Below are 18,851 nucleotides of genomic sequence, written 5' to 3'. Positions count from 1 at the left end.
CAGTGGCGCACCGCCGACTTCAAGGCCTGTGTTCAGTCGGGTCCATGTTGTCCGACGCAGCCCCCTGCCCTAAGCGCAGGTTAGCGCCTTGCATTCGCAGACCGACGAAGTCGGCCGCCACCGTTTTGTAACGCCTACAGTCCGCCTGGACGACGGACCGCCCAGGACGTTCAAGTGGCGGGCTCCCAGCGATTTCCCTCAAGTCCTCAAGTACCGAAGCAATATGCGGCCATGGAAAGTCGGTGGGATCGTCGATGTCGCGATCTGCACCAGCGATGATTTCGAGCTTGGCGACAACGCCAAGAAGCGACCGCGCCCGTAGGTGTGGGATTTTGTCCTGAAGCTTCAAAGCCGCAGTTGTCGCCTCGACCTCCGCCTGGCAGGCGATCGAATATTCGACCTGTTTATCCATCGCTTCCGAGCCTACAGCATCGAGAACCCGCCTCTCTAGACGCTGTTGAAGTCGGCAAAGAACCTGGGACACGCGCTGCGCCCGCGACCAATCTCGCAGTAGCATAATTGCGGGGTCTGCATGCGGCAACCGGTCCAACGGGTTGGCAGTCTTGCCATTCGTGACGGGAGGCATAGTCGTGCTATGGTCGGAATCAGCCATGATCCGAGCTCCGTAAAGCCTAGGCGTGGTCAGACCGTTGGAGGCGGACACACCACTTCCAACTGTCGCTTCCTAAAACAAGCATATTTGCACTTTTTGTGCAACAGGGCATTTGGACAATGAAGGTAAGTGCGGCCCAAGTTCGCGCGGCCCGTGGGCTTCTCGACATTTCTCAGCAGGAATTGGCGGATCTATCCAAGGTAAGTGTCAGGACAATCGTGCAGTTCGAACGTGGTTCAAAACCCGCATCTGACTCAATCCTGCAAGTGCTGAAGCTGTCACTCGAAGCAGCTGGAATAGAATTCATTCCAGAGAATGGCGGCGGCCCTGGCGTGCGTTTGTCACGCAATCAGTGATGTTCTGTTCGCCATTCAACAGGATCGGCGATCCATCGATTGACATCGGATTCCCGCCAGCCCGCCCCGTTGATGCTGATCTTGATCTGGGCCGGGAAAGTCCCTTCAGTGATCTTGCGATAGATGGTCGAGCGGGAGAGGCCGGTCCGCGCGAGGACGGTTTTGAGGCGAATGATACGATCCGGCTCGGACATAGCTTGCCTGCACCTCACTGGTTCTTGCTGATGTCTGCTGGGACAGACAGGACGAACCCATGCCGTAGGCAATAAGGTTTGTCGCCTCAGCCGGCTGCGGAGTGGAAACGGTGGCAAATCGGAGGGTGTCAGAGCCCAAGGCCCCGCCCCTTGCCGATGCCATGGCTGAACGCCAGTTCCGCACCAAGGCGCCGGCCGGAATCGAAGTTGATGCCAAGCTCGCGCTTACGGTTTGCAAGCAGGGATTCAAGCTGCGGATCGCGTTCGAGGCTCTTGGCCATGTCGGACATGGCCGAGCGCGTTGACTTGTAGCCCGACATGTCGCCGGCCTGATATTGCTCCCGTCCCGTCCGGTCGAGCTTCTGCCAGCGTTCGACGAACCGATCGGCGCGGCGGCCGGGATCGTTGTCTAGTCCGGTGCGGATTTCCGTTTCAAGCTGGATAGCAAGTACGATGCGGCTGACGCGACCTGCCCCTGCTTCGCGGACAAGTTCGGGATTTTTCACATAGGCCGCTTCGGCATCGCGCCAGCCATGCGGCCGCACCTTCTCGAAAGCGCTACGGGCATCCGTCAATTCGCGCATCTGGTCGGGACTGCCCTGGCCATCCGCATTTCCAGTACTGAGGATCGCGTCGAGAGCGCGCGCATGACGCACAAGCGACTGGGTGCGAGCGCTGCGCAACGCTGCTTCCTGGTCCACCGGCACAGTCGTGTCGCGCGGCACACCTGTGCCGAGATTTCCTCTGCCGGGCGTCCGGACTGCATCTCCGATCCGCTCCCCGACATTCTCCCTTCCCGGCCCCGGTTCACGTTCCTGCCTCGGCTCGCCGTCACCAGGCGAGCGCAACCCGTCCAGCAGTCCGCCGATCCTGTCGCGCAGCTTCTCAGGAACGATCCGGCGCACGATCTCGACCACGCGCTCGCGGAACGTGATGCCGCGCCGCTCGGCATAGGCCTGCGCCGGGTCGACCTGGTCGTAATCCGACGCCATGTCCTTGGCGCGGTCGCGTGACAGCGTCCGGACGAGGCGTTCGCGGGTCGCGAAGTCGTCGCCGCCATAATGCAGGTCCATTCCGTCGCGATGGCGCGACAGTGCGACGTAGCTGCCATGCGCATCCATGCCAGGCGTTGCAAGCACATGGGTCCGGTCGACGGTCATGCCCTGCGCCTTGTGAATGGTCGCGGCATAGCCGTGGTCGATGTGGGAATAGTCCTTCAGGTCGAACCGCACCGACCTGTCGTCATCGGTGCGCACGGTCATGCTTTGTGTGGTGACTTCCTCCACAATGCCAAGCGTGCCGTTCTTGACGCCAAGTCCGCGCTCGTTGCGCAGGAACATGACACGGTCGCCGCTGGCGAAGTTTCTTGGGCCGCGTTCGACAGTCACATGAACCTCGTCGCCGAGATCACCGGCAGCGCGCATGCGCTCACGCGCGGCCTGGTTCAGGGCGAGCACCTCGTCGTTTGTGTGGGTGAGGATTATCCGGCTTGCCTCTGGATGCACCTGCCTGTCGCGATCCCAGCGCTCGACGAGTTCACCTCGCGCCTCATTGCGCGTTGCAGCCTGATGCACCATGCCTTGCGCGTCGTAGGCGCCGATCGCAGTGCCGATCCTGCCGGTTGCCAGTTCGCGCGTCGCATCGCGCTGCCAGTCCGCGCGCTGCCGGCGCACCTGACCAATTTCGACGCCACCGTGTCGCTCGTAAATCGAGCGGAATGCGGCGCCGGCCTCGATCGCCTGCAGCTGCTGCGGATCGCCGACGAGGACGACTTTTGCGCCGACGTTGGCGGCATGGGAGAGCACGCGCTCCAACTGGCGCGTGCCGACCATGCCGGCCTCATCGATCACCAGGACATCGCGCGCGGTGAGCAGATCCCTGCCCTGTCCCCAGCTATGCTCCATACTGGCGATGGTGCGTGACGAGATGCCTGATCCGCTCTCCAGATTCTCGGCGGCAATGCCGGAGAGTGCCGCGCCTCGAACCTCGTAGCCCGCCGCTGCCCATGCCTGGCGCGCAACGCCCAGCATGGCGCTCTTGCCCGTTCCGGCAAAGCCGACGACGACACCAAGACCGCGACCCTCGGTGATATCCGCAAGCGCATCGGTCTGCTCGCCCGAAAGGACAAGCCCTAGTTGCGCAGCCCGCGCCAGCGCTGCCTCGCGATGTGCATCACTCACCGCGTGTCGCTCGTCCAAATCGATACGCTCCGCCGCGCGGTGAAGGCGCTGCTCGGTGTTGATCATCTGCCTTGTGGTGAAGCGGTCTTCGCCGCGTCCGTCCCTGCCGAGCTCGACCAGACCGGGTGCGTTGGTGATGGCTGCCACCACCTCGTTGAACTGCTCCATTCCGTCGCTGTGTCGATGCGCAAACTTCGCGATGTCCTTTCGGGTGAAGGTCGATTGCTGATGGGTGATGGCGTCGAGCGCCACGGATGGATCGGCAATGATGCGCGCACCATTGTTGCGCGCGATCTCGCGATGCAGTTCGGCGCGATCTGCTTCAGTGTCGCCAGCAGCAAGGCCACTGCCCTCGATGCGCTGAGCCGGCGCACCAATCTGCGTTTGCGGCTCCAGCGCAATGCCCTGCGCTTCCAGGCTGCGATGATCGATGCGGGCGTCGATGTCGAGTTCGGCCATGCGTTCATTGGCCAGCTCCGCCCACCGCTCGCGCCAGCGCTCGACCAGCTGGGTAGCATTCCAGTCGCGAACCTTGGCGCCAAAGCCATTCTCGTCCACGGACCGCATGGTGAGCATGACATGAGCGTGCGGTTTGGGACTGCCATCCTCTGCTCTGTCCCAATGCACATTGAGATCGGCGACCATGCCCTTGCTGACAAATTCGACTTGTACAAAGTCGCGCGCCAGTTCAATGCCTTGCGCCTGGCTGAGTTCGCGCGGCAGCGCAAACTCCACCTCGCGGGCAAGCTGCGCATCCTTGCGCGCCTCGAACGCCTCGACATCGTTCCACAGCCGTGCGCGGTCGCGCCAGGCTTCGGGTGCATTCGCAGGCAACATCACCTCGGAATGGACGACACCGCTTTTGGCCGAAAAATCGTGGCTGCGTTCAATGCGCTCGTCGCGCAATCGCGATGCCGAGCGGTAGGCGGCCGACGCCACAGCGCTCGATCCTGCCTTGCGGCCAATGACCTTGACGTGAAGATGATAGATCGCCATCGCGACAGGATCATTTGCACGGCAAACCGCACGTCGGCACGATGTATAAGCGCGCCCTCCCTCGAAAAAATCTCGGGATGGACCAGCCCGTCCCGGGCTGTCTCGGCAACCCTGAAGCCTTCCGGCAGACGCTCAACTATCATCCAGAGATCGACAATCAATGGAGACGACCATGCGCAAACCACGGGACTTCGACGCCGAACTGAAGGCGCTGGAAGAAAAAGCGCGCGAGCTGAAGACGCGAAAGGTGCAGCAGCTTGGCGAGCTGGTGATCGCCACCGGCGCCGATCAATTGAGCACGGACGAACTGGCTGGCGCGCTGGTTGCAATCACAGAGACGAGAGACACCTCAAAGCGTGAGGCATGGGCCAAGCGTGGAGTGATGTTTTTCGAGAGCCGGTCCCGGCGAACTGCTCTGGAATCTCAGCGCAACCTTCGCAGCGCTCCAGCGCAACCGGGCAGCCCGCAATCGCCGGCAAGCGGCACGGGCTCGGCATGATATGCGCACCTGGCAGGTCGAGCGTCGCAAGCGCACCCGACATTTGATCGAACTCGGCGGCCTCGTCGTCAAGGCAGGTATCGTCGAGCTGACCAACGACGATCGCGCCATCATCCACGGCGCGCTTCTCTGGATCGCGGACAAACTCCAGAGCGACGACGCCGAGCATGCGCGAAACCTATGGGTCGTCAAGGGAAGGCAGGCCTTCGATGCGGAACGGCGTAAACAGCAGATGGGACGGCGAACCTAGCCACAGTTGGCGCGAACAGCCGCCGGCGCGAGCCCGAACAGCAGACTTCCGCCGGTGCGCCAGCGCCGACGCCGCAGCCAAGCGCTTGCGCAGGAAGCTTTCGCGATCTTCGTCGCTACCGGCGACAATCTTCTCTCGCGAGCCTTTATCCAGATGATGAAGGGCGCAAGGCTTGAGTAGGCGAAGCTCGTCAAAGCAGGCGCTGCCCTATGAGCAAACTTCAAACGCCAGATCGTGTTCCCCTCGAAACCTCCCACGCGCCGCAGATGCGATCATGCACACGGCGCGTTGTTACAACTCTATAGCCAGGGTGCGAGCCAGCGGCATTGCTCTGCCCAGCTGGAACAGCGGAAAAGCGAGGAAAGCTCCTCGCTCTTTAGATGAGATCGGCAAAGACATCCCAGCCGATGGGACGAAAGAAGCGAAACTTACTCTTGTCATGTTGTGCAAGAGAGGTGGATTTTACGAAGAAACGTACTATTTGCGTCGTGGGCACGGTAGAAAATCAAACGTCGCTCAATTCATCCGATACAAAAAAGGGAAATTATATGACCACTGCTCTCGAACAAGACAACCAACTGGATACCGTGTCGATAACGGCTGACATCGTCGCGGCCTATGTATCGAACAATCCAGTACCGGTTGGCGAGCTGCCGAAGCTGATCGGCGATATTCATGCCGCCCTGAACGGCATTGGCACGCCAGCGGTAGAACCTGTGGTCAAGCAGGAGCCGGCAGTATCGATCAAGAAGTCCGTGACGCCCGACTTCATCATCTGTCTGGAAGATGGAAAGAAATTCAAATCGCTCAAACGGCATCTTCAGCACTTTGACCTGACCCCTGACCAATATCGGCAGAAGTGGAACCTGCCAGCGGACTATCCGATGGTGGCGCCGAACTATGCGGCCACGCGCTCGGCATTGGCGAAATCAAGTGGACTCGGGCGCAAAACGCCGGCGGCCACGTCCGCCGAAAAGCGGAAACCGACCATACGGGCGGCGGCGGCAAGAACAACTGCTACGGCAATCAAGTCGCCGATGAAGAAGCCGCGCAAGGCGCGGGCCCAAGCGTAACCTGCTGCATCTGACACAGGCCTAGGCTGCGCCTGACCCTAACATGGCGAAGCCCCGCCTTGCGGCGGGGCTTCGTTTTAAGGGGGGGCACTCTGCGGTGCGGCGGGACCAGATGAGCGAGAAGTCGCCCTCGGTGTCGGTCTCGACCAGGCTCGCATAGATCGGAGCGGGGAAGCTGGGATCATCAAGCTTGACGGAGTGGTAGTCGCGTCCCTCGCGCGAGGTCTTCTTCCATGCTGCCCCGAACTCGGTCGCGCCAGCGAAGATGCGGACGCCGGGCCCTTTTCATTGTCGCTGTCGGCCGGAGAGAACGGGTTCGCATTCAGTGCGAGACGAACACCGGCAAGGAGAATTGGTCGAGCAGGGATTTGGTCATCCCGCCGAACAAGGCCTCACGGATTCGCGAATGGCTGTAAGCGCCGGCAACGATAAGGTCTGCCTCCTCCATTGCGCGCGAAGCAAATAGCGCCTCGATTGCCGATAGATCGCCAGTGTCCGTCCAGCGGTCGGTCTCGGCTTTGACGCCATGCATACGCAAATGGTCGCGCAGCAGGTCAACATCCGCATCCTTTGCGTCGGCCGGAGGCGCAAATTTGAATACGGTTACCTTTCGCGCCTGGGTCAGTATGGGCATCGCATCGTGCACAGCGCGCGCGGCCTGTCCGCTTGGTGACCAGGCAATCACGATCTCTTCTCCAACTGGCGTCGGACGCCAGTCCCGTGGGAGTAGGATCATCGGCACGCCCGCGGACATAAGCAAATCCCCTGGCACTTCGGGCAGGATCTTGTCGGCGACCTCGGGATTGGGCTGGCTGGCGATCACCAGATCCGCATACGGCGTATAGTAGCTCTTCCAGTCGCCCGAGCTCTGCTCTGCGACCCTGAAGCGGACGTCCACACCGAACCGTTCGGCGCTTGCGTGAAATGTTTCTTCAAGCGATTTCGCGCGTTCGGACCACTCGCCGACAAACGCCGCCGCGGAGTCGACATCGACGCCCGTCAACCTCGCACGATGCGCCCTCGCCAAAGAAAGGGCAAAATCCACTCGTGCCGTGTTTTCGACAGAACCGTCGAGGAAGACCAGGATATCCTTGTAGCCCATGTGACGCTCCTTCTCCTTTGCAGGTGGCAGGGCTTTTTTTAAGCGCGATCGGCAACGGCGTGCTTTGAGCCGGATCAAACGAACAAGATGATCGGCGCAGGTGGCCTGCCAACGCGAAGCGTCCTGCCGTTAAACATTGGTCTTCCGTCCAACTGCCATCTCTGTCTCTCGTGACCCGACGCGGAAGCTTGCGTGCAACCAGAGGTCACTCGCCCGTTGATTGATGCGGATCAAGGTCGTGTCATCACGCCTCTGTTGTCCTGGCGGTACCAGGCGAATGGGAGACTCCGAAATGGTCGGCATCACACTGAGCCCTGAACAGATTCGATCCGCTCCGCCGGAAGTGCGGCAATGGCTAGAACATGAGATCGCCCGTTCGCTGGGCCTGCACCCGGTTTCCGACACCATGGCGCCCGACGCGTCGCACCTGGTGGGATGCAGTCCCCAGGAAGCCATGACGATCTATGAAACGGTCAGGGGTATGCTGCCTGTCGTCAACGTCTTCTTCGAACTTGGCCGCGAAGGCGCGAAGATCACTGAAAGCGGCGTGCAAGCCTTCAGGCTAGCCGACATGCTTCGCCACACACACCTGCCGGACTTGGAGCGCCTGGTTGCCTGCCTGCAAGTCATCGACCGGGCTTTCCAACAAATTCATAATGAAGACGGCGCGGCGCTTTTCGTCCTGGATCCCCGGGGTTACTGCGTCGTCACCGTGACGACGCAGCAGAGCGTCCTTGCCGTATGGACGCAGGAAATAGCCGCGCAACAACTCCTTACCGAGTATCCAGCTGCAGACGCTCGCGTCGGCGCACCGCCGACACCGGCCATGGTGCCCTTCTCGATGACGGGTAGCGTACCGCCGACTTCCATCAACCTTGGCATGCCCTTCTCGGCGCCAACTGCCCCGTCCAAGACCGCCCGCGCGAAAAATCCGGGGCGATAATCAAGACGGAGACGGCGGCTCGCGATTCAGGCGGCGGGTCACAAGCTCGCTTGAGCCGGCGACCCGAGAGAAACGCCGGCGGCTTGTCAGTCTGCGGTGAATTCCTGGCCTTGGCTGAATTGTTGATAAAGTTTTGAAGGCTGTCTCGGATTGCCGCCTTCCCCTGGGCTGGGGGACGCTCTGGACGCATTGGCGCGAAGGGCGTAGTTTACCAAGCCTTGAAAGGCTCCAAGAGGAGGAGCGCACGATGGCAAGCAGCGAAGCTGAGTTCGTGCACCGCGAGAACATCAAGCACTTCGAAAAGAAGCTGGAGACGGAAACGGACCCGGCAACTCGGAAGCTTCTTTTGAAGCTGCTTGACGAAGAAAAGGCGAAACTCCTGAACATCACCAACCACCCGCCCTATAAGCGCTCAATCAGATCAGCAGAGGGTTATCATAGATAGGTCGATTGCCATGACTTGCGCGAACGCTGCGCCAAGTCAGCCGTGCGACTGCCTCCCATCAACAGCGAGAGGGAAGCGATATGTGTCGCACTCCCATTCGGATATAGATTTCAGTATGACTGCAGTGAGCAGTTTTCAGTGGCAACTGAATCATTTGGCGGTGTACCCACCATCCACCAGATGGTAGCTGCCGGTGATGAAGCTGGCGTTGGCGGACAACAGGAAGCACGTCAGCGCCGAGACTTCCTCCGGTGTCCCCAGGCGACCTACTGGATGCAAGGCCGCCAATTGTCCGATCGTTTCGGCATCGAGGTTTTTCGTCAGCAATGGCGTATCGATGAAGGCGGGACCAACGGCGTTGATGCGAATATTGTCGCCGGCATATTCCATGGCGGCCGTCCTTGTCAGCCCGATGAGCGCGTGCTTGGTCGAGACATAGGCACAGGCATTCTCCCAACCAACCGAGCCTAAAATAGACGACATATTGACGATCGCGCCTCCGCGCGATTTCAGCATGGCGGCGACCTCGTATTTCAGACCGTAGAAAACGCCGTTGAGATTGACATCGATAATCTTGCGCCAGTCATCAAGGGGATAATTGGCCGTCGTCTCGCTTGGCCCGCCGATGCCGGCATTGTTTACGGCGAGTTGGAGCCCGCCAAATGTCTCGACCGCGAACGCCACCATTTGCTCGACCGAGCCCGGATCGGCGACATCGACCCGAAAGGCACGCGCATTGCCAAGCGTCGAAGCAATTTTCGTCACCGTTGTTTCTGCAGCCACTAAATCAATGTCTGCGGCAATGACATGCGCACCGCGTGCCGCCAGTTCAATTGCAATTGCCGCGCCGATGCCTGATCCGGCCCCGGTCACGATCGCGGTCTTCCCTTTGAAATCTCTCATGATGTCACTCCACTACATGTCACTCTAGCGGCAGGCGTGAGAAGAGACTTGATCGTCGTCAAGCTGCGGTCGCGAAGGAACGCCAACGGCCCCGAATCCGAGTCGATAAGATTCTCCGCTCGCGAAACCAGCGGTGGAACACGACGTTCACTTCGATCGTGCCAATCCAGGACTTGGATCGAGGCTGTCGGTTAGCTTCAAGGTTGTGCCGACCTTTCGAGTGGCGACGCTCCACAGTGCCGTCAGGCCTGCAAAAAAATAAGGGAAGCGGCATGTTTCGCTTCCCTTAACATCCAAATCACTTCACGCGATCATAATGCGGTCTTCGACCAGGTGAACCCCGGGCGCGGCCCAGGCGGCCCTTACCGTCGCACTCCGCTCGGCCCAGGTATGCACCTTGCCGTCGAGCCGGACTTTGCCGTCGGACACGGTTACATTTATTGCCTTCGCCTCGACTTCGGCATTGCGCTTCAGTGCATCTTCGATGCGCTTCTTGACATCAGACACTGACGCGTGGGGTTTCACCTCGATGTTGTTGTAGACACCGAGTACGCCCGCCAAATATTGAATGGCGTTGGCAGCGCCGGCTTTCTGGTATTGCCAGTCGACCTTTCCAGTCAGGGTTACCCAGCCATTCTGGACCTTGACCTGAACAGCTCCTTCGGGAATTACCGTGTTCCAGGAGATGGTGTGGAGAGCACGCTTGGCGATCTCCTCGTCTGTGGTGACATTTGAACCGTAAGGCCGCACTTCGATTTCCTGCGCAAGGCCCTTCACACCCTTGACGGAAAGTGCCGCATTTTCCGCGGTAGCCTTCTGGGCGAAGGTCGAAACATGACCGGTTAGCGTGACCACGCCGTTGTCGACGGCGACGCCGATATTGGCCGCGTCGATGCTGGGCTCAAACTCCAATTCATCGATAATGTTCTGCCGTAAGATATTGTCGTTCATTGTCGCACCTTTCCAGAACGAAAGCCCTCCGGTTTCAGACTGCCTGGATGAGCTGGTTGTGGCCTTGATGAGGATCAAACAGGCTGACCTGCTCGCGCGCGGATCGAACACGCATGAACGCCCCAACTGCCAAAGCCCGAACCCGACGCAAGCTGCCGTGCGCCTGGGCGAGGCTCGACCTGGCATCGGCTAGAGCCGCTTGGGACGACGCATCAGCGTCAAGAATGCAAGGCGGCATTGACCTTGATCAACAACGAAAGCCTTGGTCACGCTATGATTATGATGGCTGGTTTTCGAACGAGGCTATCCATGAGACGGCAGAGGATTTGGGTTTTGGTCGCGGATGGAGCACGCGCGCGAATACTGCGCGATGTCTTGTCGGCGGGGGAACCGTCAGGTGACGGTGACGATCTGGTTTTTAAGGCGCAGCGACGGCAATTGCGCGAAATCATGGCCGACAAGCCCGGTCGCAGCTTCGCCTCAGTCGGGACGCGCCGATCGGCGATGGAGTACCATTCAGAGCCCGTGCGCGAGGAGGATCGAGCCTTTGCGTCAACGTTGGCCGACACGCTGCAAAATCATCATCTTGCGAAGGATTTTGACCGACTCGTTGTCGTTGCGGCTCCCCAGATGTTAGGCGACCTTCGTCAGGCATTTCCGGAAAGCCTCCGCAAAGTCATCGCCGCAGAGATAGCCAAGGACTTCACCAAGTTGTCGGCGCTCGAGCTTCGCGATGCGATCCGCAAGCTCGAAATCAACCGCCTATCCACCAGCGAGTGAGAACTAATACGGTCTGTCTCTGACATGCAGCATGTAGAGGAACCGGGATACCAGCAGTTCCCCGATCCAAAACACTCCAACACCGATCAGGATGTCCCAGGCCGAAAATCCAACAAGGTTCCTGGCTACGAGGAAAGGCAACAGGGATTCCGGTACTTGATCAAAACCAGGGGCCTGGGCACTGGGAGCCAATCTCAGGCGGCGTTTGAGAAAGCTGGAGAACATGTCGCCGACCATGGCGGTGAAACCCACGAGCATCCCGGTTTCGATGTCGAGCCCGATCATGGGAGCGCCTATCGTCGTTGCGAGAATTGCCAGGACCAATCCGCGAACCGTCTTTGACCGCCCCAGAAGTGGTTGCCCGTCCCAGAAAAGCCAACCGCCATCAATTGGCCAGGCAAGCCAGTCGCCAAGCATTCTCTTCGCGATCACCGGCACGCCGTTCGCGAGGGTCAGCAAAATAAGGAACTGGGCAATCGGCCAGAGGCTAAGCTGTGACACGGTCTCTCCCGCTCAGACGCTTGAAAGGCAGAGCCTGCCGGGACCAAGGCGTCTGTTGACGGTCAAATCCCTCGGTTTTCAACCGTTCTGGAGACAGCAATGTTGATACGTGCCTTGAGCAAGAGCGAATGCAGCGAAGTGCTGGCCGGGCATCATCTGGCCCGCTTGGCTTGCGCCAACGACGGGCGTCCCTATGTCGTGCCGATCTACTATGCCTACGCCGATGACGCATTTTACGCATTCTCCATTCCAGGCAAGAAGATCGACTGGATGCGCATCAATCCGCAAGTGTCGGTGCTTGTCGAGAGTCCGCTACCAGGACGTCAGTGGAAGAGCGTCGTCGCGGATGGACGCTACGAAGAGTTGCCCGAGAGGATCGGTCACAAGCGCCAGCGGGATCGTGCCTGGTCATTGCTGAGTACCCACACCAGCTGGTGGGATCCGGGCGCTCTGAAACCACTCACCCCTCCCCTGGCTGACGATGCCCGGCACATATTCTTCCGGATAGCTGTCGAGGATATCTCGGGGCGAGAAGCCAGGGAGTAGTATCCATATTGGCGGCTTCAGCTTAGGTGGGCTTGCGGCGACCGCGGCCGTAGCGCGCCCGTCGGTCCCAAATCATAGCGCAACAGGCGCAGAAGCGACAATTTGGGCAATGCGTTCACAACCCGCACCGTTGTGTTGACCGCGATGTGCATATGGATCATCGGCTCCATATGATCTTGGCCTTCTGGCGTGGCGTCGCTGATGGAAGCGACCTGCGATGACCCAGAATGATCGGCGCGACTGCGTGCCACTCTGCCGGAATGCCGAGTTCCGCCTTGACTGGCGGATCGTTGAGCCACGGTCGCGACAGACCGATCCAGCACGTCCCGAGACCCTTTGCATGCGCCGCAAGCATGAAATTCTGCCCGGCCAGGCAGCAGTCCTCGAATGACTGGCTCTCACCATCTGGAGCGCAGATGATGACGAGTGCGGTCGCTCCGTGAAAAATCTCGAAAGCCGGGTCGGCTGCATGCATTGCCAGCGGGGATCCGGCGGGCAAGTGCAGCTGCAGATAGTGCTTGGCTTCCACCGAAAGCCTGCGCAGACGCTCGGCTCCGAGCACCACCACGAAGCCCCATGGCTGACGGTTGATGGCGCTCGGCGCCAAGATGGCCGCTCCGATCAGATCTTCCACTACGGTTTGATCCACTGGGTCGTCCGTGAATTCCCGCACGGCACGGCGAGTGCGCAACGCTTCCATAAGTTCCATGACATGCTCCAAAGCTGACTTGCCGCCAATCTAGGAGCCAATACAGGTCGCGCTTTGATGCATCTCAAAGCGTTATCGTCCGCTTTCCCGATGCTGGCCAAGAAAGTGAGCGGAGAGAAAGAGCCGCAGACGGCGGGGAAACCTGCGAAGAGGCACAAGGCCATGGACGGCTTACCGATCAAGGTCTGATCGCCCTGGTGTCGCGATCCAATACGGCTCAGAGCGAGGCTCAATGTGTTGGCGCCTCCACGGTGCACGATGGTCGACGCTGGGGATGCGCTGTTCAGTCTGAATAGGAGAGCCATCAAGATGGCCCGATCCGAGGTTGGAAAATCGAGACGCAGGCCGGAGGCGACCTTGGATGCCATCTCTGTCCCGGCGCCGCCCCACCCGCTGCAGCGGCAGCTGCCGTTGCCTGGGCAGACCCGCAAAACTCCGGCAGACGACCCTGGAGCGGCTAGCCGGATCGAGGCCATACTTGCCAGCCCTAGCTATCGATTGGCAGTCGAAGATCCTGCCTTTCTCGAAAACGATGATACGCGTGGGCCGCGACTCGAGATCGACTACCTCAAGCCAGAGATGTTGCTGCGTCAGCACCGCATTCGCGGAACGATTGTTGTCTTCGGCAGTACGCGCATCTGCGAACCAGTTGCGGCCCGGCGCAACCTTCGAGCACTTCGGAAGACGGAGTTGGTGCAACCGCCCGCTGACGTGACCTTGCGTCTCAGGGCGGCCGAACGAATCGCATCGAAGGCCCGCTACTACGATGTAGCACGTCAGTTTGGCAGATTGGTCAGCGGCGCCAATCACGATCAGCGGGATAACCAAATCGTCATCATGACCGGTTCAGGTCCCGGGATCATGGAGGCTGCCAACCGCGGCGCCTACGATCTTTCCATGCCTTCGGTAGGGCTCAACATCAGCTTGCCGAATGAACAATACCCCAATCCGTATGTCAGCCCGGAACTTTGTTTTCAGGTGCACTATTTTGCCATCCGCAAACTTCATTTCCTGCTGCGCGCGAAGGCCCTTGTCGCCTTTCCCGGCGGGTTCGGAACGCTGGACGAGCTGTTCGAAACCCTGACCCTTGTTCAGACCCGCAAGATCAAGCCAATTCCAATCGTCCTGGTCGGCAAAGAGTTTTGGCGCCGTGCCATCGACATGGACTTCCTGGTGGAGGAAGGCGTTATCGATCCGGAGGATCGCGACCTCTTCTGGTTCGCCGAAACGGCGGAGGAAATATGGGAGGGTATACTGAATTGGCATGCCGCGGCCGGAGAGGCGCTCTATCCTGCGCCAACGGCTTCTCATCCGCCGTGACATCCCCATCAGGAGCCCAAGAAAGCGCTTCGGCCGACCGGGCGGCACACTGAGTCAAAATCGAACCCCTATGCTTAGACCGCAGGCTTCGGATATCCGACGGGTTGGACAAACGTGACGATCTGGGACTTGGGCAGCTTGAGAAGTTGGGCCAAACCTCGTTTGTCGACGCTGCTCACCAGGCAAGTGCCAAGACCGACAGAGGCGCAATAGAGATAGACATTCTGTGCCACGATGGCTGTGTCGACGTGCGCAGCCTGGATCTGCTCCTCGGCGCTTGCTTTGTACATGCGAGCGCGGTCGGCGACATAGATCAGCACAACAGGCGCGGTTCCAACGAAGGGCTCGGCACCTGTCCTCATGCGAATATCTTCCGCAAGCACGATGGGAGCCGCCTGGATCGTTGGATCGAATTGGCGCACTCCCTGTCCGTCCGCCACGTAGATCACGGTCTCCATCGAGCCGTGCCATGACGGCGCCGTATGACCGCCGGTAGCGGGCCTGTTCAGGCCAAAAGCGCACCACAGCAAAGTCGAGAGGTCCCCCTCTTCGATCGGCTTGTCGTCAAAGAGCCGGATCGAGCACCTGAGGGACAAGGCCTCAAGCAGGGGCATTCCTCCGAGCCTCATTGCCTCCGGCAAGCTGGCGGCGATGTCGGCGGATGCCGCTCGGCTTGCCAACGCAATGGGAAGCGCAGCCGCTGTCAGAAAGAGACGTCTCGTAAATCGGCGCATGGTTCCGTCGTTTTCTCGGTCGACGCCACGTTGAACCGCGGCGGCCGCTTGAGCCGCCGCTTCAGCCAAGTCGAGCCATCAGACAATCGCAATCCGGTCTTCCACCACCCGGACGCCCGGCGACGACCAGGCGGCGCGTTCCGCTGCCTGGCGCTCGGACCAGGCCTTGACCTTGCCCTCAAGTGTCACCCTGCCATCCTGCACGTTGACGCGGATCGCCTGGGCTTCGATTTCCGCATCACGCTTCAGCGCATCCTCGATGCGCTTCTTGACGTCGGGCACCGAGGCACGTGGGGTGATTTCGATCTGATTGGCAACGCCGACGACGCCGGCCAGCCCGCGCACGGCCTCGGCCGCCGCGTTCTTCTGGTATTGCCATTCAACTTTCCCGGTCAGCGTGATCCAGCCGTCCTGGACCTTGACCTGCACCTTGTCCCTCGGGATGGAGACATTCCAGGTGACCGCATTGACCGCACGCCTGGCGATCTCGTCGTCCGCGGTCCCCTTCTGTCCAATCAGCCGGACTTCGATTTCCTCGGCGATACCCTTCACGCCCCTGACCCGCTTGACCACATTTTCGGCGGTGGTCTTTTCCCAATAGGAAGAAACATGTCCGGTAAGGGTGACGATGCCGTCTTCCACGGCGACGCCGATGTGGGCAGCGTCGATGCTCGGCTCGAACTCCAACTCATCGAGAATGTTCTGACGCAATGTTAAATCCGTCATTGGTCTGTCTCCTGTTTGTTGAAGCGGACTTCTCGCCCGCAGCGACAACAAAAGCATCCTTGGCGCCCTTGCTCATTGATCTGGCTCAACAGTGGCCGACTTTCGCTCGCCCTGCTGCCCGCAAGGAGGCATTGGGCAGCTGGTATGCTCAGAGGTGACGGGCTTCTGGCTCGCTTCGCCTTCACGCCGCCGGGGCCAGCACCGCGGTTCGCCGCAACGGAGCGAAGTCGTCAGGCGTCAGCGTTTCTTTCTCGAGCAGCATCTTTGCGCCGGCGCGCAGGTCGGTGATCCTTTCGCGAAGCACATCCCTGGCACTGGCAAAGGCCTCATCGATCATGCCGCGGACTGCCAGGTCGACCTCACGCGCCGTGGCCTCCGAATAGTCCTTCTTGTTCGGCTGACCAGGGCCGTCGCCCAGCCATTGCAGGCGCTGCTCTTCGAGCACTGCCTGTCCCACCGTTGGGTCCATGCCGAAACGGGTGACACATTGGCGGGCAATATCGGTGACCTTGGCGAGGTCGTCGGCCGCCCCGGTCGAAACTTCGCCGAATATGACTTCCTCGGCCGCGCGGCCGCCCATGAGGACCACCATGCGGTCCTTCAATTCACTGACCGTGATCAGGAACCGATCCTCGGTCGGACGCTGCATCGTGAAACCGAGAGCGCCGATCGAGCGGGGGATGATGGACACCTTGTGCACCGGATCGGCGCTTCGTGTCGTGACCGCCACCAGGGCATGCCCCATTTCGTGAAAGGCGACACGCTCACGCTCCTGCGGTTTCAGCAATCGGCTTTTGCGTTCTGAACCCGCGACGATTCGTTCGACCGCATTGGTAAAGTCATCCATAGTCACCTTGTCGGCGCCTCGCCGCGTGGCGACGATGGCCGCCTCGTTGACCAGATTGGCAAGATCGGCACCGGTAAAACCTGGCGTTATCGCGGCAATCTCGTCCGCGCTGACGCCAGGCGCGATTGAGACTTTCTCGATGTGAACCTTGACGATTGCCTCCCGGCCCTTGCGGTCGGGCCGGTCCAGCACGACCTGCCGGTCGAAGCGTCCGGCGCGCAGCAGGGCCGGATCCAGGATTTCGGGCCGATTGGTGGCAGCGAGCAGCACAATGCCGACGCGCGGATCGAAACCGTCGAGTTCCGACAGCAGTTGGTTCAATGTCTGCTCTTTCTCGTCACCGCCACCGTAACCCGCGAACGGGCTGCGGGCACGTCCCAGCGCGTCGAGTTCGTCGATGAAGATGATGCAGGGCGCAGCCTGCCGGGCCTGCTCGAACAGGTCCCGCACCCGCGCTGCCCCCACGCCGACGAACATCTCGACGAATTCCGAGCCTGAGATGGAAAAGAAGGGCACCCCCGCCTCGCCAGCAACGGCGCGCGCCATCAGCGTCTTGCCGGTTCCCGGCGGCCCGACCAGCAGGATGCCCTTGGGGATACGCGCGCCGAGGCGGCCGTATTTGTCCTTGTCCTTGAGGAAGGAAACGATTTCCTGCAGTTCGGCCTTGGCTTCGTCGACGCCCGCCACGTCTTCAAAAGTCACACCTGTCTTGCGCTCGAGATAGACCTTCGCCTTCGACTTGCCGATATTGATCAAGCCGCCCATGCCTTGCCTGTCGGCGAAGCCGCGGAAAAAGAACATCCAGATGCCGACGAAGATCAGCGCGGGCAGAATCCAGGAGAGAATTGTCGTCAGCCAGTTGCTGTCGGAAGCGCCGCTGATCTTGACGCCGGCCTTCTCGAAAACCGCGACTGCCGCAGGGTCGACGCGATTGGCAACGAATGTCGTCTTGCCATCCTGCGGCGCCTTGAACGCACCTTCGATCATGGTCTCGGTGAGCGTCACGGACGCAACCTTGCCCTCCTGCGTGAGGCGGATCACGTCGCTGTAGGAAAGCTGTGCGGTATCGCGATAGGCGAGCCAGGACTGAAGCAATCCAATCGCCAGGAACGCTGCCATGACGTAGCCGATGTTGAATTTATGCTTGTTGTCCATCGCTAAGCACTCGAACCAGGTCTCGCAGGATTGAAGTTACAACCTGGAACCTCGATGGGGGCCCTGCCTTGACGTCGGTCAAAGCGCGCGCCTGCTCAGGAAATAGGATGAGGCCAGCTATTCCATGCTGTCGTGGTCGCTCGGCGGCAAGCCGAACAAGTTTAGATTTCGAAGGAGATGAACGTGCAAGCCTCATCGATAATGACCTCCCCCGTCATTGCCGTCGAACCGTCCGCGTCGATTGCCGACGCGGCCGGGTTGATGCTGTCGCGCAAGATCAGCGGCCTTCCCGTCATCAGCCGCGATGGCGTGCTGGTCGGGATTGTCAGCGAAGGCGATTTTCTGCGCCGCCGCGAGCTGGGCACGAAACGCAAGCGCCCACGCTGGCTGGAGTTTCTCGTCAGCCCAGGACGTGTCGCCGAGGAGTATGTCCATGCCAACGGCCGTCGGGTCGACGAGGTAATGTCCGAAAACGTCGTCACGACATCCCCTGAAACCGCATTGGAGGACGTCGTCGAACTCATGATGCGCCACCAGGTCAAACGCATTCCAGTGGTCGAGGGCGGAAAAGTTGTCGGCATCGTCACACGTTCCGATCTTCTGCGCGCATTGCTTCGCTCTCTTCCAAAGGGCGACTCGACGTTGGCAACCGACGAACAGATCCGTCAGAAGATCGTTGCGGAACTTGCCGCCCAGCCATGGGCTGGTACTGGCATGATCCATGTCCGGGTCGACAAGGGGATTGCCGAACTGAATGGCGCGATCCTCGACGAGCGCGAGCGCCAGGCCGCGCTCGTCGCGGCAGAAAACGTCGGCGGCGTAAAATCGGTGACCGATCATCTGTTCTGGGTCGAGCCGCTGTCCGGCATCGTGGTCGACCCGCCAGCTTGAGACGGGGCTGCCGACCTGAGCTTGGCCGGTCGATCGTGCACCGACAGCCGAAGGCCAGAATTGATCCGGCACAAGGCGGCAGGCGCACGCCGCCATAATCAATTGGGCGATTTCACTCTTCGAGGCCGCCATGCTGC

At 60.4% G+C, this 18,851-nt stretch carries 22 protein-coding genes and 1 pseudogene; 10 read left to right on the top strand and 13 right to left on the bottom strand.

Going from position 1 to position 18,851, the window contains the following annotated elements; translation table 11 throughout:
* Nucleotides 1-19 precede the first annotated feature (19 nt).
* Entirely contained in the window at nt 20-613 is a 594-nt protein-coding gene (locus QQK95_RS04170) for a hypothetical protein (RefSeq protein WP_284269190.1), read from the bottom strand.
* A gap of 119 nt (nt 614-732) precedes the next feature.
* Between QQK95_RS04170 and QQK95_RS04165 the strand changes: the two genes are divergently transcribed.
* On the top strand, nt 733-969 hold the full coding sequence (locus tag QQK95_RS04165) for a helix-turn-helix domain-containing protein (RefSeq protein ID WP_096446113.1): 237 nt from the start codon (nt 733-735) through the stop codon (nt 967-969).
* Here QQK95_RS04165 and QQK95_RS04160 read toward each other — a convergent pair.
* Together QQK95_RS04160 and traA are read right to left on the bottom strand one after the other, a co-directional pair.
* Nucleotides 963-1,163, bottom strand: a complete 201-nt coding sequence (locus QQK95_RS04160) for a helix-turn-helix transcriptional regulator (protein WP_284269186.1) — start codon at nt 1,161-1,163, stop codon at nt 963-965. The genes QQK95_RS04165 and QQK95_RS04160 overlap by 7 nt on opposite strands.
* Nucleotides 1,164-1,291: 128 nt before the next feature.
* Entirely contained in the window at nt 1,292-4,339 is a 3,048-nt protein-coding gene (gene traA, locus QQK95_RS04155; protein WP_284269184.1) for a Ti-type conjugative transfer relaxase TraA, read from the bottom strand.
* 172 nt (nt 4,340-4,511) lie between these two features.
* Here traA and QQK95_RS04150 point away from each other — a divergent pair, with 172 nt between their 5' ends.
* Together QQK95_RS04150 and QQK95_RS04145 are read left to right on the top strand one after the other, a co-directional pair.
* On the top strand, nt 4,512-4,838 hold the full coding sequence (locus QQK95_RS04150) for a conjugal transfer protein TraD (protein ID WP_284269422.1): 327 nt from the start codon (nt 4,512-4,514) through the stop codon (nt 4,836-4,838).
* A 1-nt stretch (nt 4,839) separates the two neighbouring features.
* Nucleotides 4,840-5,088 carry a conjugal transfer protein TraD gene (locus tag QQK95_RS04145; protein WP_284269182.1) on the top strand — a complete coding sequence of 83 codons (249 nt, stop codon included), beginning with the start codon at nt 4,840-4,842 and terminating at the stop codon, nt 5,086-5,088.
* Nucleotides 5,089-5,169: 81 nt separating this feature from the next.
* Here QQK95_RS04145 and QQK95_RS04140 read toward each other — a convergent pair.
* A pseudogene (locus QQK95_RS04140) lies at nt 5,170-5,309 on the bottom strand (DUF932 domain-containing protein); the annotation flags it as partial.
* A gap of 327 nt (nt 5,310-5,636) precedes the next feature.
* Between QQK95_RS04140 and QQK95_RS04135 the strand changes: the two are divergent.
* On the top strand, nt 5,637-6,161 hold the full coding sequence (locus tag QQK95_RS04135) for a Ros/MucR family transcriptional regulator (RefSeq protein ID WP_284269180.1): 525 nt from the start codon (nt 5,637-5,639) through the stop codon (nt 6,159-6,161).
* Nucleotides 6,162-6,182: 21 nt separating this feature from the next.
* Here QQK95_RS04135 and QQK95_RS04130 read toward each other — a convergent pair whose 3' ends face one another.
* Nucleotides 6,183-6,428, bottom strand: coding sequence for a DUF736 domain-containing protein (locus tag QQK95_RS04130; protein WP_409371653.1), 246 nt, complete (start codon nt 6,426-6,428; stop codon nt 6,183-6,185).
* A gap of 55 nt (nt 6,429-6,483) precedes the next feature.
* Nucleotides 6,484-7,263, bottom strand: a complete 780-nt coding sequence (locus tag QQK95_RS04125; protein ID WP_284269179.1) for a universal stress protein — start codon at nt 7,261-7,263, stop codon at nt 6,484-6,486.
* Between the two features lie 292 nt (nt 7,264-7,555).
* Here QQK95_RS04125 and QQK95_RS04120 point away from each other — a divergent pair, with 292 nt between their 5' ends.
* Nucleotides 7,556-8,206, top strand: a complete 651-nt coding sequence (locus tag QQK95_RS04120; RefSeq protein WP_284269177.1) for a hypothetical protein — start codon at nt 7,556-7,558, stop codon at nt 8,204-8,206.
* Between the two features lie 247 nt (nt 8,207-8,453).
* Complete coding sequence (locus QQK95_RS04115) at nt 8,454-8,651, top strand: hypothetical protein (RefSeq protein ID WP_284269175.1); 198 nt, start codon at nt 8,454-8,456, stop codon at nt 8,649-8,651.
* A 150-nt stretch (nt 8,652-8,801) separates the two neighbouring features.
* Here QQK95_RS04115 and QQK95_RS04110 read toward each other — a convergent pair whose 3' ends face one another.
* Together QQK95_RS04110 and QQK95_RS04105 are read right to left on the bottom strand one after the other, a co-directional pair.
* Nucleotides 8,802-9,554 (bottom strand): SDR family NAD(P)-dependent oxidoreductase, encoded by a 753-nt coding sequence (locus QQK95_RS04110; protein ID WP_038647160.1) that lies wholly within the window; start codon nt 9,552-9,554, stop codon nt 8,802-8,804.
* A 303-nt stretch (nt 9,555-9,857) separates the two neighbouring features.
* Nucleotides 9,858-10,505 carry a BON domain-containing protein gene (locus tag QQK95_RS04105; RefSeq protein WP_202350319.1) on the bottom strand — a complete coding sequence of 216 codons (648 nt, stop codon included), beginning with the start codon at nt 10,503-10,505 and terminating at the stop codon, nt 9,858-9,860.
* Nucleotides 10,506-10,748: 243 nt separating this feature from the next.
* Here QQK95_RS04105 and QQK95_RS04100 point away from each other — a divergent pair, with 243 nt between their 5' ends.
* Complete coding sequence (locus QQK95_RS04100) at nt 10,749-11,285, top strand: host attachment protein (protein ID WP_284269169.1); 537 nt, start codon at nt 10,749-10,751, stop codon at nt 11,283-11,285.
* 3 nt (nt 11,286-11,288) lie between these two features.
* Here the strand turns inward: QQK95_RS04100 and QQK95_RS04095 are convergent, their stop codons facing one another.
* On the bottom strand, nt 11,289-11,786 hold the full coding sequence (locus QQK95_RS04095; protein ID WP_284269167.1) for a CDP-archaeol synthase: 498 nt from the start codon (nt 11,784-11,786) through the stop codon (nt 11,289-11,291).
* 99 nt (nt 11,787-11,885) lie between these two features.
* Here QQK95_RS04095 and QQK95_RS04090 point away from each other — a divergent pair, with 99 nt between their 5' ends.
* On the top strand, nt 11,886-12,332 hold the full coding sequence (locus QQK95_RS04090) for a pyridoxamine 5'-phosphate oxidase family protein (RefSeq protein WP_284269165.1): 447 nt from the start codon (nt 11,886-11,888) through the stop codon (nt 12,330-12,332).
* 157 nt (nt 12,333-12,489) lie between these two features.
* Here QQK95_RS04090 and QQK95_RS04085 read toward each other — a convergent pair whose 3' ends face one another.
* Complete coding sequence (locus QQK95_RS04085; RefSeq protein ID WP_284269163.1) at nt 12,490-13,041, bottom strand: nitroreductase family protein; 552 nt, start codon at nt 13,039-13,041, stop codon at nt 12,490-12,492.
* Nucleotides 13,042-13,398: 357 nt separating this feature from the next.
* Between QQK95_RS04085 and QQK95_RS04080 the strand changes: the two genes are divergently transcribed.
* Nucleotides 13,399-14,361, top strand: a complete 963-nt coding sequence (locus QQK95_RS04080; RefSeq protein ID WP_409371651.1) for an LOG family protein — start codon at nt 13,399-13,401, stop codon at nt 14,359-14,361.
* A 74-nt stretch (nt 14,362-14,435) separates the two neighbouring features.
* On the opposite strand, the gene QQK95_RS04075 is transcribed toward QQK95_RS04080, so the two are convergent.
* From QQK95_RS04075 to ftsH, 3 genes are all read right to left on the bottom strand, one after another.
* The gene (locus QQK95_RS04075) at nt 14,436-15,164 is read right to left on the bottom strand and encodes a nitroreductase family protein (RefSeq protein WP_284269161.1); all 729 of its coding nucleotides are present in this window, start codon (nt 15,162-15,164) and stop codon (nt 14,436-14,438) included.
* Between the two features lie 9 nt (nt 15,165-15,173).
* A complete protein-coding gene (locus QQK95_RS04070; protein WP_284269159.1) occupies nt 15,174-15,821 on the bottom strand; it encodes a BON domain-containing protein in 648 nt (215 codons plus the stop codon).
* 181 nt (nt 15,822-16,002) lie between these two features.
* Nucleotides 16,003-17,823 carry an ATP-dependent zinc metalloprotease FtsH gene (ftsH, locus tag QQK95_RS04065; RefSeq protein WP_284269157.1) on the bottom strand — a complete coding sequence of 607 codons (1,821 nt, stop codon included), beginning with the start codon at nt 17,821-17,823 and terminating at the stop codon, nt 16,003-16,005.
* A 183-nt stretch (nt 17,824-18,006) separates the two neighbouring features.
* Here ftsH and QQK95_RS04060 point away from each other — a divergent pair, with 183 nt between their 5' ends.
* Nucleotides 18,007-18,714 (top strand): CBS domain-containing protein, encoded by a 708-nt coding sequence (locus QQK95_RS04060; RefSeq protein WP_284269155.1) that lies wholly within the window; start codon nt 18,007-18,009, stop codon nt 18,712-18,714.
* Nucleotides 18,715-18,851: the final 137 nt, after the last annotated feature.

The organism is Mesorhizobium huakuii (genome assembly GCF_030160235.1).
Classification (GTDB): Bacteria; Pseudomonadota; Alphaproteobacteria; order Rhizobiales; family Rhizobiaceae; genus Mesorhizobium; species Mesorhizobium huakuii.
The sequence above is the reverse complement of the archived record's forward strand: the minus strand, read 5'-3'. Positions and strand labels throughout refer to the sequence as shown.

Coding starts and splice junctions, on each gene's coding strand:
- QQK95_RS04170 (WP_284269190.1), bottom strand. CDS start 613: ATGGCTGATTCCGACCATAGCACGACTATGCCTCCCGTCACGAATGGC.
- QQK95_RS04165 (WP_096446113.1), top strand. CDS start 733: ATGAAGGTAAGTGCGGCCCAAGTTCGCGCGGCCCGTGGGCTTCTCGAC.
- QQK95_RS04160 (WP_284269186.1), bottom strand. CDS start 1,163: ATGTCCGAGCCGGATCGTATCATTCGCCTCAAAACCGTCCTCGCGCGG.
- traA (WP_284269184.1), bottom strand. CDS start 4,339: ATGGCGATCTATCATCTTCACGTCAAGGTCATTGGCCGCAAGGCAGGA.
- QQK95_RS04150 (WP_284269422.1), top strand. CDS start 4,512: ATGCGCAAACCACGGGACTTCGACGCCGAACTGAAGGCGCTGGAAGAA.
- QQK95_RS04145 (WP_284269182.1), top strand. CDS start 4,840: ATGCGCACCTGGCAGGTCGAGCGTCGCAAGCGCACCCGACATTTGATC.
- QQK95_RS04135 (WP_284269180.1), top strand. CDS start 5,637: ATGACCACTGCTCTCGAACAAGACAACCAACTGGATACCGTGTCGATA.
- QQK95_RS04125 (WP_284269179.1), bottom strand. CDS start 7,263: ATGGGCTACAAGGATATCCTGGTCTTCCTCGACGGTTCTGTCGAAAAC.
- QQK95_RS04120 (WP_284269177.1), top strand. CDS start 7,556: ATGGTCGGCATCACACTGAGCCCTGAACAGATTCGATCCGCTCCGCCG.
- QQK95_RS04115 (WP_284269175.1), top strand. CDS start 8,454: ATGGCAAGCAGCGAAGCTGAGTTCGTGCACCGCGAGAACATCAAGCAC.
- QQK95_RS04110 (WP_038647160.1), bottom strand. CDS start 9,554: ATGAGAGATTTCAAAGGGAAGACCGCGATCGTGACCGGGGCCGGATCA.
- QQK95_RS04105 (WP_202350319.1), bottom strand. CDS start 10,505: ATGAACGACAATATCTTACGGCAGAACATTATCGATGAATTGGAGTTT.
- QQK95_RS04090 (WP_284269165.1), top strand. CDS start 11,886: ATGTTGATACGTGCCTTGAGCAAGAGCGAATGCAGCGAAGTGCTGGCC.
- QQK95_RS04085 (WP_284269163.1), bottom strand. CDS start 13,041: ATGGAACTTATGGAAGCGTTGCGCACTCGCCGTGCCGTGCGGGAATTC.
- QQK95_RS04070 (WP_284269159.1), bottom strand. CDS start 15,821: ATGACGGATTTAACATTGCGTCAGAACATTCTCGATGAGTTGGAGTTC.
- ftsH (WP_284269157.1), bottom strand. CDS start 17,823: ATGGACAACAAGCATAAATTCAACATCGGCTACGTCATGGCAGCGTTC.